Origin of the sequence: Ancylomarina sp. 16SWW S1-10-2, assembly GCF_009669305.1 — a bacterium.
Lineage (GTDB): Bacteria > Bacteroidota > Bacteroidia > Bacteroidales > Marinifilaceae > Ancylomarina.
The window spans coordinates 42633-60552 of the sequence record NZ_SADB01000004.1; the positions used below are offsets into that span (position 1 = coordinate 42633).

The following is a 17920-nucleotide window of genomic DNA, read 5'->3' on the forward strand; positions in this document are numbered from 1 at the left end:
GTTATAATTATGAGCAAAGTATATATTGTTGCAGCTAAAAGAACTGCTGTTGGTAAATTTTTAGGAAGTTTAACTTCAGTTACTGCTGCCGATTTAGCCGCAGGAGTTATCAAAAATATTATTGAAGAAACAAAAATCGATCCAGCGAAACTTGATGAGGTTGTTGTGGGAAATATCCTAATGGCAGGTCAGAAACAAGGTATTGCACGTCAGGCTTCAATTAAAGCAGGTGTTCCTCAAGAGGTGCCAGCTTATGGAGTCAACATGATTTGTGGTTCAGGGATGAAGACAATCGGTTTAGCTTTTGCTAATATTAAAGCAGGTGAAGCTAATCTAGTTATGGCTGGCGGAACAGAAAATATGTCCAATGCTGGTTTTGTAATGCCAGGTATAGTTCGTACTGGACATAAAATGGCCGATATAAGAGCTACTGACCACATGGTAACTGATGGATTAACTGATGCTTTCGGTGGTTATCATATGGGTATTACTGCAGAACATATTGCTGAGAAATATAATCTGACTCGCGAAGAGCAAGATATTTTTGCACTTGCATCTCAAATGAAAGCGATGGCTGCACAAGATGCTGGTCACTTTAAAGATGAGATCGTTCCTGTTGAGATTAAAACTCGTAAAGAAACGATTATTTTTGATGCTGATGAGTTTATCAACCGTAAAACGAGTGCTGAGAAACTAGCTGGTTTACGTCCTGCTTTTAAAAAGGATGGTACGGTAACTGCTGGTAATTCTTCTGGTATTAACGATGGTGCTGCTTTTGTATTAGTTGCATCCGAAGAAGCAGTAAAAGAATATAATTTGACTCCATTGGCAGAGATTGTATCAACTGGGCAAGGTGGCGTTGATCCAGCTATTATGGGCATGGGACCAGTTCCAGCTATTGCAAATGCATTGAAAAAGGCTGATATGAAGCTTACCGATATGGATGTATTGGAATTAAACGAAGCTTTTGCGTCACAATCACTAGGTGTGGTTAGGCAGTTGTGCGAAGATCATGGTGTTGCACCAGAATTTTTCCTTGAAAGATGTAATCTGAATGGTGGCGCAATTGCTTTAGGTCATCCAATTGGAGCATCAGGAGCTCGTATTACTGTAAGTTTGATATACGAAATGAAGCGTAGCAATAAGAAATTTGGTTTAGCATCACTTTGTATTGGTGGTGGTATGGGTGCTGCTCTTATCTTAAAAAATGTATAAACAGATATGAAATATGAGAGGCTAAATCTAATATTCTTAACGATCTAGCTCTCATATCTTAATTCTTAAGTCTATTAGAAAATGAATTTTAGCCTAACAAAAGAACAAGAGTTATTCCAGCAAATGATTCGTGATTTTGCGGAAAACGAAGTGAAACCAATTGCTGCTGAAGTCGACGAACAGGAGCGTTTTCCAGCCGAAACGGTTGAGAAAATGGGAAAGATTGGGATTTTGGGAATTCCAATTCCAAAGCAATATGGTGGTGCAGGTGGAGATAACCTTATGTATTCTATAGCTGTTGAAGAACTTTCAGCGGTTTGTGGTACAACAGGTGTTATTGTTTCGGCTCACACATCTTTATGTGCGGCTCCAATCTTAGAGCATGGAACCGAAGAACAAAAGCAAAAGTATTTACCTAAACTTGCTTCGGGTGAGTGGCTTGGTGCTTTTGGTTTAACAGAGCCCAATGCGGGTACCGATGCTGCTGGCCAGCAAACTACAGCTATAGAAGATGGTGATAACTACATCATTAATGGTTCTAAGATTTTTATTACCAATGCCGGATATGCACATGTGTATGTGATTTTTGCTATGACTGATAGGTCTAAGGGAACTCGTGGTATTACAGCTTTTATTATTGAAAAAGACACGCCTGGTTTTTCTTTTGGTAAAAAAGAGAAAAAGATGGGTATTAGAGGTTCAGCAACTTGCGAGTTGATCTTCGAAAACTGTGTGTTGCCTAAAACCAATATGCTAGGAAAACTAAATAAAGGTTTTGGTATTGCTATGAAAACGCTTGATGGTGGTCGTATTGGTATTGCCGCTCAAGCCCTGGGTATTGCTCAGGGAGCTATCGACGAAACAGTGAAATATGTGAAAGAAAGAAAACAGTTTGGCCGTGCTATTTCTGCTTTTCAGAACACACAGTTTCAGTTGGCTGATATGAATACAAAAACAGAAGCTTCTCGTATGCTAGTTCGTAAAGCGGCTTACAAAAAAGACAATAAAATAGCTTATTCTGTTGATGCAGCTATGGCTAAGCTTTATGCAGCCGAAACAGCTATGGAGGTTACAAATAAAGCCGTTCAATTGCATGGTGGATATGGTTATACTCGCGAATACCCAATTGAACGTATGATGCGTGATGCTAAAATTACTGAAATTTACGAAGGAACTTCCGAAGTTCAGAAAATGGTGATTTCAGCTAATATGTTGAAGTAAGTATTTGCGTAGATGTTATTAGTTGCCGGTTTTCTGTTGTCAGTTAACCGATATCCGATATCTGAAAACAGTTACGAGAATCTAAAAGAATAAGAAAATGAAAATAGTTGTCTGTATAAAGCAGGTTCCTGATACGACTGAGATTAAAATCGATCCAAAAACAGGAACTCTAATTAGAGAAGGCGTACCAAGTATTATGAACCCTGACGATAAGGGTGGTTTGGAAATGGCGCTTCAGTTGAAAGAAGAAAATGGTGCTCACATTACGGTGATTACTATGGGACCTCCACAAGCGGATTTAATTCTTCGCGAAGCATTTGCAATGGGAGCCGATAGAGCCATTCATTTGTCCGATAGAAAGTTTGCGGGAGCAGATACTCTTGCCACATCAAGTGCTCTTGCAGGAGCGCTTAGAAAGCTCGATTTTGACCTTTTAATTACTGGTCGTCAGGCTATCGATGGTGATACAGCTCAGGTAGGTCCTCAAATTGCTGAACACCTAGATTTACCACAAGTGTCTTACCTTGAAGATTTGAAATTTGATGGTGATAAAACATTCACAATGAAACGCCATATCGAAGATGGTTACCAAATGTTGGAAGTGGAAGCTCCTTGTGTGGTTACCGTTATTTCTTCGGCTAATACGCCTCGTTACATGAGCGTTGGTGGTATTGTTGATGCTTACCAGAAAGAAGTTGAAGTTTGGGGATTTAACGAAATTGATGTTGACGAAGCAGACCTTGGTCTTAAAGGTTCTCCTACAAGTGTGTACAAAGCATTTGCTCGTGGATTGAAACCAGCTGGTGAACTTTATGAAGTGAGTACCGATGAAGCTGTGGGAATCATTATTAAAAAGATGAAAGAAAAATTCATTCTATAAATTGTTGAGACTATGAATTTAGAAGATTACAAAGGCATATATGTTTTTATTGAGCAACGCGAAGGTCTTGTTCAGAATGTTGCATTGGAACTTTTGGGACAAGCACGACGATTGGCAGATGAATTAAACGATAAGGTTTATGCGATGCTTTTAGGGCATAATATCGCTTCTAAAGCACAAGGACTTATTGCCGCTGGTGCAGATGAGGTTTTAGTTGTTGACGCACCAGAATTGGCTGATTATACAACTGAGCCATATACTCAAGCTATCTGTAAGATTATTCGCGATAGAAAACCCGATTCAGTACTTATTGGAGCAACGACTATGGGGCGTGATTTAGGTCCCCGTATTTCTGCTCGTGTTAAAACCGGTTTAACTGCTGATTGTACTAAAATCGAAGTGGGAGAGAACCATGAGTTGTTAATGACTCGTCCAGCTTTTGGAGGTAACCTAATGGCGACTATTGTATGTAAAAAACATCGTCCACAAATGGGGACTGTTCGTCCAGGTGTCTTATTTGCTTTAGATACGGATACTTCTCGCAAGGGAATTATTACGGACTATAAAGTTGATTTCGATGCTTCGAAGATTAAGGTGAAATTACTTAAAACCGTTAAGGAAGAAACTGATCTTATCGATATTACTGAAGCTAAAATATTAGTATCAGGAGGTCGTGGAGTTGGTAATAAGGAAGGGTTTGAGGCATTAAGTTCATTAGCTAATACACTTGATGCTGAAGTTGCTGCCTCTCGTGCTATGGTCGATGCTGGTTTTGTAGGTCACGACCGTCAGGTTGGACAGACTGGTAAAACGGTACGTCCAGATCTTTACTTTGCTTTTGGTATCTCAGGAGCTATTCAGCACCTTGCAGGTATGGAAGATTCTGATCTTATTATTGCTATAAACACAGATAAGGATGCACCTATTTTCCAAGTTTCAGACCTCGGTATTGTTGGTGACGCCAAACAAATCATCAGAAAACTAAACGAGAGATTAAGCAAATAAGCCTATCGCTTATCGTGTTTGTAATCTTATCGCTTACAATATTGAAACCTGACAGGTTTATTTACACCACGTAGATAATGCTTGTCAGGCTTTTTTTTTATGTCAGTTTATTAATTATCAGGACCTTCGGACTCTGATAGGTTTTCATTAAGGTGTTATTTTAAACCTGATGGAGTCGCTAGACCCGTCAGAGTTTAATTTTTGGTTGTTAAAGTTTTTTTAACTCTATCAGGTTCTTCGAACTCTGATAGGTTTTTATCTGATTTGTTTTGAAACCTGACGGAGTCGATAGACCCGTCAGAGTTGAATAAGTATAATGCTAGATTTCTAACCATTCCTCAAGTTTCATAAAATCGATATGCTGCTGATGCATGAATTTAAAATTAGCTTCATCATCGAACCAATCAACAACTTCGTTCTTTAATAGTTTTGTTGGTTTCACTGATACACAGCTTTGATAACTACTCCAAGGATAATCTATAGGAATATCAGTAAACCCATGATGAAATAGGGTTATTGTGAATGTAAATAATTAACCTGTTCAGGTAAACTTTATTTTCGATTTGTTTTCTTTTAAATGGTCGTTCGAAGAGAGGACCAGTTCGTTTATATTTCTTATTTATGTATTTGGAATAGGCATTAAAAAGGTGTGGAAAATGCTTTTTTTTTTATTTGTTTTTTTTAATGTGAATTTCACCATATTCTAATTTATCGTTCTGATATCTAATTCCATAGTGTTTTACGTGTAATTTTTTATGTCGCTTAATTATAACTAGTTTTATATAGATAATAAAAACTATGAGTAGAATTTAAAATTTAGGACTATGAAAATTTTTATTGTCGCAATATTACTTGCGGCTTTATTGCTCGGATGTGATCACGATAGCCCCGTTCGAGAATTAGATGTTCGGAGCTTGTTTATTTTTTTTGAAGACCAAAATGGTAATGACATTCTTAAACATCCCTTTGATGTAATAGGGAAAGTAAAAGACGAATCAGGAATGCGAGATTTTGGTCTTCACGAAAAAATTTCTTTCTTCCATGTAAAAGAGCTAACAAACCACTTAATCTTTTCAGGATCTCCATCTTTTAAAAATAATCCTCAAGATACAGCTAGAATGTACTTAGAATGGTGGAATGATGAAGAACTTTTAGCTTTGGATAGCGTGAAAATTATCTACGCTAAAGTCCCTGGTTCCGACGATACAGATAACGATGTATTTGTAGAAAAGTTTTGGTATAACAATGATCTGGTCTTTAAAAGAGATAAAACACCAGATCATAAAGAACACAAAATATACCTTACCAAAATAATTAAATAAAAAAATCCAACAAAATGAAAAATATAATATTTGTATTCACCTTAATAATTATGATGTCATGTAATGATGATGAAATAATTATAGATGATCATTAACCAAGTAAAAAAATAGAAACAAGAATTGAAAAAGGAAGACTAGTATTCCAAAATAAAAACCAGCTACAACTTGAAGTTGATCAGCTAAAAGAAATGTCATTCTCAAATGCTTGTAAAAAAATGTCGAAGCTTTACGATAAAGGCTTTGAATCATTTAGGCCAATGATAAATGAGGATGAAAAAATAGAGCATTACGTAACCAGTATTCAGCCAGAAATAAATAAACTAAAATCATCTATTTATAGCCCAATGCAAGATATAGATGATGATGGACCCGAAGAATGGATAGAAGATGAACCTATAGATCCTGAAGATTTAATTCCATTTACACCGGAAGAATTAATTCAGATGAGACTTGAAGAGATTGTTGGTGATGAAGAGTTCGCTAGCATGTTAAATAAGGATGGTGAAATTGTTGTTGGTGATTCTTTATATAAATATACTGATGGAGGTTTATTTATGTGTAGGATAGAAGATGAAAACGAACTTAAAAAAGATTTAACAGCAGCAAAAGAATTTCCAGATCTAATGTTTAACACAACCAAGACACAGCAACAATATAAAGAAGATGAAGAGATAGATGATGATCACCCGTACCCAGGAGATGACCTTCTACCAAAAGAAGAGGCAGGATATCGTGGTAGTATAGTAAATATTAATAGTAAAGTAAGAAGATATAGAGTAATACACAAAAGGCATACGACAACAGTTGCTGCTAGTAGAAAAAAGATGTCTAGCCCCCCATCTATAGATGATAATATGTGGAGAGCTATTCAATCTTGGAAAACTACTAAAGGAAGACAAACTAAATTAGCAGGACTATTTGGAGAACGAAGAGTATCTACTATTTACATGAGCAAACGAAGAAGAACTAAAGTGATATATTCAAACCAAAATTACGGTTTATACTCAAGAACAGTTATAAAAGTTAAATACCAAAGAAGAAAATGTAGATGCTGGTGGAGAACAAAAGGAGATGAGTTAATACTTGGAGCTAATTTGATATCGTATTATATAGAAATGGATCTAAATTATACTGGAGGTGCACCTAAGAGTACATGGTCTTTCGACGGAAAACAATTTGACGATCATTTAAATGATATTACGTATAAACTAAAAAAATCTGATTATCCTAATTGGCCATTTGAAACTGATTTGAAAGTAGTGGTAGACTTGGAATTAATGGGGTACAACTACACCAAGAATATGTCTGGTAAAGAATTGAATAAAATAGCCTTAAATCTTTTAGCAAGCCAAGGGAAATCGTTATTAAGGAAATTAGGTAAAAATAGCTCCGATGCAAACCAAATATCAATGATGGCTTTTGGTGTGGATAAAGTATATTTTACCAATATAGATTTTAGTGAAAAGAGGAAAAATAGCAGAAGAATAAAAAAGATTTACGCAACACGACTTAGAGTGCCAGATGTAGTTTACAATCCAGGGACGAATAAATTTAGAATAAGTATGCCTAAAATGAATAAATTAAAAACTTTAGAAGTAGATTTTTATGGAGGTGCCAGACGTGGTGATAAATGGGTAGGAGCAAGAATAGTATATCCTTAATACAAAAGCCTTAAATAAAATAGCAAGAAAAGCGACCAGCGATTGATCGTTTTTTTTATGTCAGTTTCATCTTCTTTTAATTCTTTAGAAACCTTTGCAGGATAGACAGTATACATTCTATTTCAAAGATTTTTTCTTCCATCGAGGTGGCAGAGTGATTTTTGTAGCATAGTTTAAAGTATGGATATATGTAATTGTTTCTATTATAATCTACTTGTATATTTTTTAATTAAATAGTCTCTTAAGGTATTTCTCGAAGTTCCTCCGGTATCAAAAAAACATCCTTTTTTACATCATAAGAGTATTTGTCGACTAAATTTTAATAAAAGAGGATAAAAAATTAGTCGTCGTTTACATTAGAAGAGTACTCGTCGATTAAAATTTAGTATAAGAGGGTATTAAAAGAGTACCGCGAGGCATTATTTATATACTCGGCGTATAAAAATTAGTACCGAGATACTAAAATCTACTACTCGCCGATTAAGATTTAATACCCATAGGCTAGAGCAGTAGCACGATGCTTTATTTTTTAACCTGGGCTTATTAAATAGAATAATAAAACCCCTAAAACCAGTTATATTGTTTGGTCTTAGGGATTTCGGTCTTTGTACTTTGAGTAGATTAAATAGAATTATTCCGCCTCTTCTTTCGATTTTTTATTGTTTGGGAATTGTTGTTTCAGTTCGTCGTAAATTGGTTTAGCACCTGGAACATTATCTTTTGCCGCTTGCTTTACCGAATTGTAGTAGGTTAAAGCCTGACGAAAAGCTTCGTTGCCACATAGCATAATGGTATCTAATAAAAGACTGTTTATTTCTTGAATCTCGGCATTGTAAGGCGACAAGTCATTACGGGCATTCATGTCAATTTGCCATTCATTTTTATCTATATAGCTAGGCACAAATTCGGGCTTCTGATTAGCAAACATCAAGCATTTGTTAACAAAGCTGATTGATTTATCGCCTAATTTTAATAGGGCTCTCTTTTCAGAGGGGGTTAAACTAATAAGAATTGGTTCTAAAGTATCCTTTATAACTTTTAGTCCGCCTGCAATAGCTGCTTTTTGTTCTTCCGTTAAAACGATTTTAACTTTATTTTCTACACTCATAACTGATTTTTTTAGACATGAAAATTTCAGATAACTGTACTTGAAGTTAAATAGATAATTCTTAAAAACCAATATAAAAGGAAGTTAAAGTGTTTTTATGATCCTGTGCATGAGGTGATATGGGGATTTATTGTATAAAATAGGATGTTAAGTTGAATCAGTTTGAATAAGGAATATTGTATTTTAGTTGTAGATTTTAATTTTACTGAATGATTTGCTTTTTGTGTAAAATGAAAAGGGAACCGACCTAAAAAGACCGATTCCCAATGTTTATTTTTAACCTTGACTTTTAAAGAAGTTCAAGCAATGCTCTATCAATAATTTCATCTTTAGTCCGATCGCTCCAATCGAATGATACTTTAATATCTGGAGGAACTCCATTTTCGTATGAATTATCTTTATCTAAAGTTAAAGCTTGAGTAACCGAAAAACGATAAGTCCAACCATTTGGCAATTGGCCACCATTTGGTAAGCCTAATCCGCCACCTGTGGTATCTCCTACAAGAATCATGTTAGGCAATGCTTTTGTTGCCAAAGAGGTAAATGATCCTGCACTAAATGTGCCTCTGTCGATTAAAACCATGACTTTGTTTTTGTATCTAATACCATCGAAAGGAGTCACTTTTACAGGTTCGTCATCCGAGAAAGCATCGTGAGCGGGTCCTGTTTTTATTCTAGAGTAGTTCACAATAGTTTCTTTTTCGACAAAGCGGCTCAGAATTGCGAAAACATCAGTAACTGCTCCGCCACCATTTTCGCGTAAGTCTAAAATAAGACCTTTGGTGTTTTTGTATCGATTCAAAATAAAATCAAGGTTTGTATCGTCTACTGTGCCTGTAAATGAACTAAAACGGATGTAACCTACTTTTTTATCGGCTAAAAAATCGTGAATAAATGGTCCCGATATATAATAGTTATCAGATAGGTAGTTATCTTTAATAATTCGGGCATCGTAGTTATCCTGTCCTAATTCATCTGTACCAAAAAAGGATACATTAAAATTTGAAATTAAATTGGTGTGGTCATCTTTAAGGTCGGTTAGCATATTTCCCATAACGGTAAATAAGGCTTCGTCTGACATATTTTTGTCAATTTTAGCAGCGTACTTTGTTTTAATTTGATCCCAGTCGATTTTTTTTAAATCAAAATAAGAGTATTTTTCATCGCATTGTTTCCACAGATATTCAAAGTTAGTCATTGGATCGGTGGAGGCCATTTCGTCTTCGAACATTGCTTTTTCGCAAGACAAAAAGAATGGAATTATAAGGAGTGCTAAATATATCTTTTTCATTGTTTTATTTTTTATTCGTTTAACGAAATACTAAATCTTCATTACGCTTTCTGATGAGCTGAAGGTGAGTGTTTATTATTTTTTATTGAATAAGAGGGCTATCTTGATGGTATGATTACTCATTTCGAACTTGTCAAAACTGCCGCCTGTTTTATAAGCATCCCACTCGTAAGAAAGGCGTATTCCATTTCTATTTTTTAGATATACAGTGTAATCTAAGGCAGAGCTGAATCTGGCTCCAGAAAAGGTTTTAACCTCATATGATTTCAGGTAATTATCACTGTTTAATACACCTTCTTGGCCTGTATATGCATAGCTGTTTCTATAAGTATTATTCATTAGACCAAAGTTGAAACGATAAGAAAGTGTTCTTTGAGCCGGTTTAAGTTTAAAGAATAAAAATCGGTTGATGTTTGATATATCACGAGTTACTTTCATCGATCCGAAAAAAGTGGCGAATAATTCCATTCCTGTAGAGTTGTTTTGCAAAATAGGATTGGTTCTAATATTTGCCGTTGTATTAAAAAGACCCCCTACTTTTACATTCCATTTATCAGATGATAAGGATTGAATAGCGTACAATTGCGAATAATTTAATGTATAAGTTTTTACTTGACTTATAGAGGTGGTGCCGTTATAGCTTGAGTTGTAATCGCCGAACCCGTACGACAGGCCAACTTCAATTTCTCTATTGACATCTGTTTTTAATCGTGAAATTGAAAATGTTTTTGCTGTTCCGTTGTAAAACAATGGAGAGGTTGCAAAGTCTCTAAATTTCGAAAAATTAAATCCCGCATTAATATTATAATACGTAGGTCTTGCTTTACGGATTTCTTTTTTTGTTAATCCTCCGTGATTAGTTTGGCTAAAACCCAAGAATGGGAGTATAGTTAATAATGTAATTATTATGGTCTTTTGTATCATGTTACTTTCAGTTTAAGGTTTAATTATATTTATTAATAATTTGAATACTTGCTGAGCCTAGGTCATCTTTTCCTCTTCTACAATTATAAGACAGCAAACTTTCATTTACCCCTATGAAAAAAATAAATTTATAATTTCAGATGAAATATGTTAGTCGATATTGGTCTTTACCTGTCATTACACCAATGGGTTAAGCTGTAGTTTGCAGCTGGTCGATTGTGTGGGATGTGTTGTTATGGAGAAAGAATGTTGCTAAGATGAGGTGTTGTAAGTCGTTAAAAACATCAGGTAGGACGTGTTGTTTCTTACTATATGTTGGCTAAGCATATGCCAGATTTTGAAGTTTTAATCAACACGGTGTTCTATTTAAAGGGTGCAAAAGGATTTGATAAAACGATGTAAAATAGCTTGTTCATTTGAGTTTTTATTTCCTTGGTACGAGCCTTATACTTTTGGGTGTTTTTATTATTTGATGATTACAATAGGTGTAAAGTATATTCGTGATTTCATTTTTATCAACGGGAGGACTTATGTCGATTAAACAAAACATGAGATAACATGTGTTTACTAATTATCGTTTCTGCGATTAACTAATTTTCTGCCGTAGAAGTAAGGCAAAGGTGTATCTATCGTAATTTTATTATTGGCTCTTCAAGTTTTTATGTCTTTGCATTCGAATCCTGAGGGATTCATCTTAGTTCAATTTGATATGAACTGAGGAGGGGAAATGTGATTAACAAAATAATGAGCAGATCTTTATCTTGATTATAATTAAGTCTAGCTATTTCCCTTCTAAATTTCTCTTTGCTAGGTATAATTAGCATCTTTGCAGTTCATTGATACAGATTAAGTAAAAGATATGTTTTTAAAGAAACTCGACGAACAGCTTACAATTGCCCTTGAACAAGAGGGGTTTGAAAAGCCAACACCTATACAAAAAAAGTCAATTGGTAGAATGAAAAGTGGGCATGATTGCCTGTTTATCGCTCCTGAGCAATCGGGTAAAACCACTGCCATTGTTATTACCGTTATTCAGCAGTTAAAAGAAGCTTTTGAGGATGTTCCTAGAGCTTTAATCGTTGTGGAAGATAGAGCGAAAGCGGAGGCTATGAAAGCGCAATTCGATATTCTAACAGAGGATACGGGCTTACGCGTAACAGCTGTGTTTCAAGGTGAGCATATGCTTAAGCAACGCGATAGAGTTTATGCAGGTTGCGATGTGTTAATTGGGCCAGCTAAATTCTTAAATGAGCTCTATTCCAACTCGGGAATGAATTTGAATGGTCTTAAAATGTATATTATCGACGATGGATACGATGTGTTTAAGCACGAAATTACATCTCAGATAGATCGTTTAACAACGAGTACGCCCGAAACTCAGCGCATTGTATTCACCACGAAGATGAATGTGAGAATAAACGACTATGTGGAATATTATATGATAGCACCAGAGGTTGTGGAAATCAAAGAAGAGCCTAGCGAAGAAGAAGTTCAGTAAGAAAAACAAAATTGTCTGTAAATATAAAAGCCATCGTTCTATAAAGAATGATGGCTTTCTGTTTTATTTGTTTTGAGATTTTTAGTCTTCGAACATAAATTTGTCTGTAAAAGCAGGTTCCAGATCGCTTATCCAAAGTGCTTTGTCATTGTATTTAGCAAAGAAGGGTTTCCCAACCCATTTAGAATTTCTTCCTTGTAAGAAGTTAAGAGCGAATTGTTTTTCACCATTAATTTCGGTGACACCCAGAACTTGAATCTTACCCGGATCTGAAGACATAACCGGTCCTCGTACTGTACGACAAATACCACTTACTTGAGTGTATGCATCGCGGAAAATATTCCATGCTTCTTCTACAGTTACTCCAAAGTATTGTTGTGCACCTGTTTCACGAGCCATAAACATATAGTAAGGAATCATACCCATGTCCACTTGCTTACGCCACATGTTTGCCCACATATCGGCATCATCATTCAAGTGTTTAAGTAATGGCGATTGAGTTCTAATAACGGCACCTGTTTCGCGAATAGCCTTAGTTGCTAGAGCAACTGCTGCTGTTTTCAATTCACTAATATGATTAAAGTGAGCCATGAAAGATAGACTAAGTCCAGCATCGGTAATCGATCTAAACACATCAAGAAGCTCTTGAGAGTCATCATCTTTTGTATATCGGTATGGCCAATAAGTTAAGGTTTTCGAACCAATTCTAATGGTTTTAAGATTTGGGATATCAGCCTCTAGTACCGCGTCGATGTATGCTTTAAAAACCTTCGTTTTCATTATCATCGGATCACCACCAGTGAATAAAAGGTCAGTAATTTCATCATGCTTTTGTAAATAAGCAATTACAGGCTCAATTTCCTTCATAGCGAATTTTAAATCGCCCATATTAGTAAATTGTGGCCATCTAAAACAGAAAGTACAGTAGGCATGGCAAGTTTGTCCTTGTGTAGGAAAGAACAACATGGTTTCTCTGTATTTGTGCTGAGCACCCATCAACTTTTCGCCATTAATCTCAGGTACATTATTTGCTTGTCCCGATGGATTAGGGTTAAGGGTTAATCTAATTTCGTTTGATAGTTTTGTAATTTCTTTTGGTGGAGCTTTAGCATGAATTAGCTGTGCCATTCTATCGAAATGTTTTGTCGAAAGCATGCCTTTCTGAGGAAAGGTTAAACGAAAAATAGAGTCTTCGCTGAAATTATCCCAATCGATCAATTCATCAATTACGTAGTTGTTTACCTTAAAAGGGAAAATCTCCCCTAAAACCTCAATGTCAAATATCTGCGTAGCACTCAGCTTTTGAATTTGAGGGATATTTTTAAAGTTTTTTTGTGTATAAACTTTATATTTCATCAAAAAAAATATGTTTTTAGGTGTAAGTGTATTTGTGTTAATCAGAAGTTACTCATTTTTAAATGAATAATAGAATTCGTTTGTTGTGAGACATCTCGCAACAAACAAGTTATACTAAGGCAAAGAAGGTTTCATCTCAAAAAAATAAAGTAAAATCTCTCTGTCTCCAAAATCATTTTTTGAAAACTATTTTAAAAAGTTACTAGTGAAAAATTATAGCGAAGACTAAATAGGTCCTATGCTATTTGAATGAATACTTTTAAATAAGATTCCGTTATACTAAACGGAAATAGGGTTATTTCCTTTTAAAAACTTTAATAAATATGAATAAGGAAGATGATAATCCCGTGAGTTAATTTTTAACTGCCGCGAAAATACATTATTTGTAAGCTTTAAACAAATATCGCAGTGAGCTTTACACTAAAAATAAAGACTTTTTTCTCTTTTAATATATTGCATGGGAGCCCGATAAAGATTACTTTTGCTGAAAATCAGGAATTCAGCCTGTTTCAATTTGTTTGATTCACGTTGTATTTTTGGTATTTATAATAGCAAAATTTTATTAAAGTATTGATGAATAGCTTTATTCATTAAAACTGATTCCATCATATTTTTAGATTAAAATCTGATAATTCATATTAAAAATTCATGAAGCGTACAGATATAGAATTAATGGCACCCGTTGGATCATATGAATCCTTAATGGCTGCTATCCAAGGAGGAGCAAATTCCATTTATTTTGGTATTGAGCAGTTGAATATGCGAGCTCGATCGTCGAATAACTTCACTAAAGATGATCTTCGTGAGATCGTTAAGATATGTAAAGAGAATGGTTTGAAGACATACCTAACTGTGAACACCGTTTTGTATGATAATGAGATGAGTTTATTGCATGAAGTTATCGATTCAGCTAAGGAGAACGGTGTAACAGCTATTATTGCTGCTGATGTATCTGCAATTCTTTATGCGCGTTCTGTCGGTGTTGAGGTGCATATTTCAACGCAATGTAATATTACCAATGTTGAGGCCGTTAAATTTTATTCTCAGTTTGCCGATGTTGTTGTATTGGCTCGTGAGTTGAATTTAGATCAGGTAGCTAATATTTATCATCAAATTGTTGAGCAAGATATTCGTGGCCCTAAGGGAGAATTAGTTCAGATTGAGATGTTTGCTCATGGTGCTTTATGTATGGCTATTTCAGGAAAATGTTACTTGAGTCTTCATGAGAAATCATCATCTGCAAATCGAGGTGCTTGCATGCAAACTTGCCGAAGAGCTTATACGGTTACAGAGAAAGAATCGGGTAACGAATTAGAAATCGATAACCAGTATATTATGTCACCAAAAGACTTGTGTACAATTGGTTTTGTAAATAAATTGATAGATGCTGGAGTTCGTGTGCTTAAGTTTGAAGGCCGAGCTCGCTCTCCAGAATATGTAAAAACGGTATTGAATTGTTATAGCGAAGCTGTTGATGCCTATTTAGATGGTAGCTATGGTGAAACAAAAATAGCGGAATGGAAAGAAGAACTAGCTACTGTTTTTAATCGAGGTTTTTGGGATGGTTACTATATGGGACAAAAGCTAGGTGAGTGGAGTTCGGAATATGGTAATCGCGCTACTACGCGTAAAATGTTGATTGGAAAAGGAACTAACTATTTTAACAAGATTAAAGTTGCTGAGTTCTTATTAGAGTCGCAGGAGTTGAGCGTTGGTGATAAAATCATGATAACAGGACCTACAACAGGTGTTGTTGAGACAACTATAGAGGAAATACGTGTTGACTTAAAATCGGTTGAAAAGGCTGTAAAAGGAGATAGTTTTTCCATTGCTCTTGACACTCAAATACGTCGATCAGACAAATTATATAAGATCGTTGAGGTAAATGATGATTTACTTCAGCAAAAAAGTTAATCGACTTGTAAATTAATAAAGATTTGACGAATGAAAAGATTAACATTATTATTAATATTGGGCTTAGTTTTATCAACTAGTTTGTGGGCTGTTGAGAATGATGGTGATAAAACAAAAAAAGGACAAACCGCACCTGACTTTAGTGTAATGACCTTGGATGGTGAGCAATTTAAGCTCTCCGACATGAAAGGGAAAGTTGTACTAGTCAACTTTTTTGCCACTTGGTGTGGACCTTGCATGAAAGAACTGCCTGAGTTGGAAAAACAAATTTGGCCTCGTTTTAAGGATAAGAATTTTAAACAGATTTCCATTGGACGTGAGCATTCTGTTTCTGAGTTGAAGAAATTTCAATCAACTAAGAAGTTTTCTTTCCCGATCGCTGCAGATCCTAAACGTGAAATATATTCGAAGTATGCAGAAAAGTTTATACCTCGGAATTACATTATCAATAAAGAAGGAAAAATTATTTTTCAGGCAAAAGGCTTTTCACAAAAAGAGCTAAATGAGATGATGAAAATCATAGAAAAAGCCTTGAAGGAATAGATAGATAGAAACGTGTTTAACACAAGGAAATGATGCTATATAAAGGGAATTTATTTAAAATGCGAACCCAACTTAAGGATGTGATTACCTATGAACTTCCTATTGGTGACGATTTAGTTGATATGAATAAGCTAATTGGCAAAAAGCTGACTTGGACTTATCAGCATCAAATTAATTGTGTGCATTGTGGTAAAAAGACCAAAACATCATTTTTTCAAGGGTATTGTTACAAATGCTTTAAAAGTTTGCCACAGACTGATAGCAGTATTGTGAATCCTGAGTTAGATGAGTCTTACTTGGGCATTTCTCGTGATATGGAGTGGGCTAAAGAGAATTCACTAAAACCGCACTACGTTTATTTGGCTTTTTCGAGCAATTTAAAGGTTGGTGTAACCCGCGAATCGCAAATACCAACACGATGGATCGATCAGGGAGCTGTTCGTGCCATAAAGCTTGCAAAAACACCTAATCGTCATATTGCTGGTATTATTGAGGTGGCTTTGAAAGAACATTTTGCTGATAAAACAAATTGGAGAGCCATGCTCAAGAACGAAGGTGAAGCGAATGTTGATTTAAAAGTTGAGAAAGAAAAAGCAGCAGCACTACTTCATCCTGAATTACAACAGTATGTGTGTGATGAAGAAGAGGTTTATGAACTTAATTATCCTGTGCAGAAATATCCTACAAAAATAAATAGTCTTAGTTTTGACAAAATAGAGACTTATGAAGGAGAATTGAAGGGAATTAAAGGGCAATATCTGATTTTTGATGATGGAAAAGTGATGAATATTCGAAAACACAATGGATACTTTGTTGAATTGAAAGTAGATTAAGTAAAAATCTAAAAAATTGAAGGTAAAAAGAACAAATTTCTTAATATCTTTGTTTGTTAATATTTTAATAAAACACAATCAAACACAATAAATATCCTTTACTAATCGTAAAATTCTGAAGTAAAATGGAAAATATAAACTGGAAAGAATTTGGTTTTGGTTATACTAAAACCGATTACAATGTACGTTGTAACTATCGTGATGGAAAATGGGGCGAATTAGAAACTTCTTCATCAGATCAAGTAAATGTGCATATTGCTGCAACAGGTTTACATTATGGACAACAAGCATTTGAAGGTTTAAAAGCATTCAAAGGTCCTGATGGGAAAGTTAGAGTATTCCGTATAGAAGAGAATGCGAAACGTCTTCAGAGTTCATCTCATGGTATCATGATGGCTGAAATGCCTATTGAATTGTTTGAAGAAGCTGTAATTAAAGCAATCAAACTGAATGAAAGATGGATTCCTCCATATGAATCAGGTGCTTCTCTTTATATTCGTCCAGTTCTTTTTGGTAATGGACCTCAAGTAGGTGTAAATCCAGCTCCAGAATACACATTTGCTGTATTCGTAATGCCTGTTGGACCTTATTTTAAAGAAGGTTTTAAACCAACTGATTATGTGATTTATCGCGAATACGATCGTGCTGCTCCACAGGGAACAGGTACAATTAAAGTTGGTGGTAATTATGCTTCATCTTTAAGAGGAGGTTCTCGTGCTCACGAGGAAGGATATTCTGCTGTACTTTTCTTAGATGCTAAGGAGAAAAAATATATTGACGAGTGTGGACCTGCTAACTTCTTCGGAATTAAAGGCAATACTTATGTGACTCCAAAATCAAACTCAATTTTACCTTCTATTACAAACAAAAGTTTGTGTCAGATTGCTGAAGATATGGGAATGACTGTTGAGCGTAGAAAAGTTACCGTTGAGGAATTAGCTGATTTTACTGAAGCTGGTGCTTGTGGTACTGCTGCTGTTATTTCTCCAATTCGTAAGATTGTTGATGCTGATAAAAATGTTGATTACGTTTATGGTGATGAGGCTGGTAAAACAAGTTTCAAATTGTACGAAACGCTTCGTGGTATTCAGTACGGAACAGTTGAAGATAAATATAATTGGAATACAATTATTGAATTTTAATTCGACA

Annotated in this window: 16 protein-coding genes; 11 read left to right on the forward strand and 5 right to left on the reverse strand. The window is 35.1% G+C overall.

The genetic code is table 11. The features are described 5' to 3' along the window. Nucleotides 1-9: 9 nt before the first annotated feature. From EMN46_RS04175 to EMN46_RS04190, 4 genes are all read left to right on the forward strand, one after another. Nucleotides 10-1215, forward strand: coding sequence for an acetyl-CoA C-acetyltransferase (locus EMN46_RS04175; protein WP_154199424.1), 1206 nt, complete (start codon nt 10-12; stop codon nt 1213-1215). Between the two features lie 81 nt (nt 1216-1296). Continuing rightward, the gene (locus tag EMN46_RS04180; RefSeq protein WP_154199425.1) at nt 1297-2436 is read left to right on the forward strand and encodes an acyl-CoA dehydrogenase; all 1140 of its coding nucleotides are present in this window, start codon (nt 1297-1299) and stop codon (nt 2434-2436) included. 97 nt (nt 2437-2533) lie between these two features. Then, nucleotides 2534-3316, forward strand: coding sequence for an electron transfer flavoprotein subunit beta/FixA family protein (locus EMN46_RS04185; protein ID WP_154199426.1), 783 nt, complete (start codon nt 2534-2536; stop codon nt 3314-3316). Between the two features lie 12 nt (nt 3317-3328). Next, nucleotides 3329-4321, forward strand: a complete 993-nt coding sequence (locus tag EMN46_RS04190; protein ID WP_154199427.1) for an electron transfer flavoprotein subunit alpha/FixB family protein — start codon at nt 3329-3331, stop codon at nt 4319-4321. A 319-nt stretch (nt 4322-4640) separates the two neighbouring features. Here the strand turns inward: EMN46_RS04190 and EMN46_RS20180 are convergent, their stop codons facing one another. Further along, on the reverse strand, nt 4641-4763 hold the full coding sequence (locus EMN46_RS20180; protein WP_255447696.1) for a hypothetical protein: 123 nt from the start codon (nt 4761-4763) through the stop codon (nt 4641-4643). Nucleotides 4764-5145: 382 nt separating this feature from the next. Here EMN46_RS20180 and EMN46_RS04195 point away from each other — a divergent pair, with 382 nt between their 5' ends. Together EMN46_RS04195 and EMN46_RS04200 are read left to right on the forward strand one after the other, a co-directional pair. Beyond that, on the forward strand, nt 5146-5643 hold the full coding sequence (locus EMN46_RS04195) for a hypothetical protein (protein WP_154199428.1): 498 nt from the start codon (nt 5146-5148) through the stop codon (nt 5641-5643). A 188-nt stretch (nt 5644-5831) separates the two neighbouring features. Then, the gene (locus EMN46_RS04200; protein ID WP_154199429.1) at nt 5832-7304 is read left to right on the forward strand and encodes a hypothetical protein; all 1473 of its coding nucleotides are present in this window, start codon (nt 5832-5834) and stop codon (nt 7302-7304) included. A gap of 631 nt (nt 7305-7935) precedes the next feature. On the opposite strand, the gene EMN46_RS04205 is transcribed toward EMN46_RS04200, so the two are convergent. The 3 genes from EMN46_RS04205 to EMN46_RS04215 form a co-directional block, all read right to left on the reverse strand. Continuing rightward, entirely contained in the window at nt 7936-8412 is a 477-nt protein-coding gene (locus tag EMN46_RS04205; RefSeq protein WP_154199430.1) for a hypothetical protein, read from the reverse strand. Between the two features lie 289 nt (nt 8413-8701). Next, entirely contained in the window at nt 8702-9703 is a 1002-nt protein-coding gene (locus EMN46_RS04210; RefSeq protein ID WP_154199431.1) for a S41 family peptidase, read from the reverse strand. A 75-nt stretch (nt 9704-9778) separates the two neighbouring features. Then, nucleotides 9779-10627 carry a hypothetical protein gene (locus tag EMN46_RS04215; protein WP_154199432.1) on the reverse strand — a complete coding sequence of 283 codons (849 nt, stop codon included), beginning with the start codon at nt 10625-10627 and terminating at the stop codon, nt 9779-9781. 859 nt (nt 10628-11486) lie between these two features. Here EMN46_RS04215 and EMN46_RS04220 point away from each other — a divergent pair. Then, nucleotides 11487-12125, forward strand: a complete 639-nt coding sequence (locus EMN46_RS04220) for a DEAD/DEAH box helicase (protein WP_154199433.1) — start codon at nt 11487-11489, stop codon at nt 12123-12125. 81 nt (nt 12126-12206) lie between these two features. On the opposite strand, the gene EMN46_RS04225 is transcribed toward EMN46_RS04220, so the two are convergent. After that, a complete protein-coding gene (locus EMN46_RS04225; RefSeq protein ID WP_154199434.1) occupies nt 12207-13481 on the reverse strand; it encodes a KamA family radical SAM protein in 1275 nt (424 codons plus the stop codon). A gap of 648 nt (nt 13482-14129) precedes the next feature. Here EMN46_RS04225 and EMN46_RS04230 point away from each other — a divergent pair. The 4 genes from EMN46_RS04230 to EMN46_RS04245 all read left to right on the forward strand — a co-directional run bounded on the left by EMN46_RS04230 (nt 14130) and on the right by EMN46_RS04245 (nt 17913). Beyond that, entirely contained in the window at nt 14130-15395 is a 1266-nt protein-coding gene (locus EMN46_RS04230; RefSeq protein WP_154199435.1) for a peptidase U32 family protein, read from the forward strand. A 30-nt stretch (nt 15396-15425) separates the two neighbouring features. Then, nucleotides 15426-15938, forward strand: coding sequence for a peroxiredoxin (locus tag EMN46_RS04235; RefSeq protein ID WP_154199436.1), 513 nt, complete (start codon nt 15426-15428; stop codon nt 15936-15938). A 29-nt stretch (nt 15939-15967) separates the two neighbouring features. Continuing rightward, nucleotides 15968-16771: a DUF2797 domain-containing protein gene (locus EMN46_RS04240; RefSeq protein ID WP_229130270.1), complete on the forward strand. Its 804-nt coding sequence runs from the start codon at nt 15968-15970 to the stop codon at nt 16769-16771. 125 nt (nt 16772-16896) lie between these two features. Next, nucleotides 16897-17913, forward strand: a complete 1017-nt coding sequence (locus EMN46_RS04245) for a branched-chain amino acid aminotransferase (protein ID WP_154199437.1) — start codon at nt 16897-16899, stop codon at nt 17911-17913. The last annotated feature ends 7 nt before the right edge of the window (nt 17914-17920 follow it).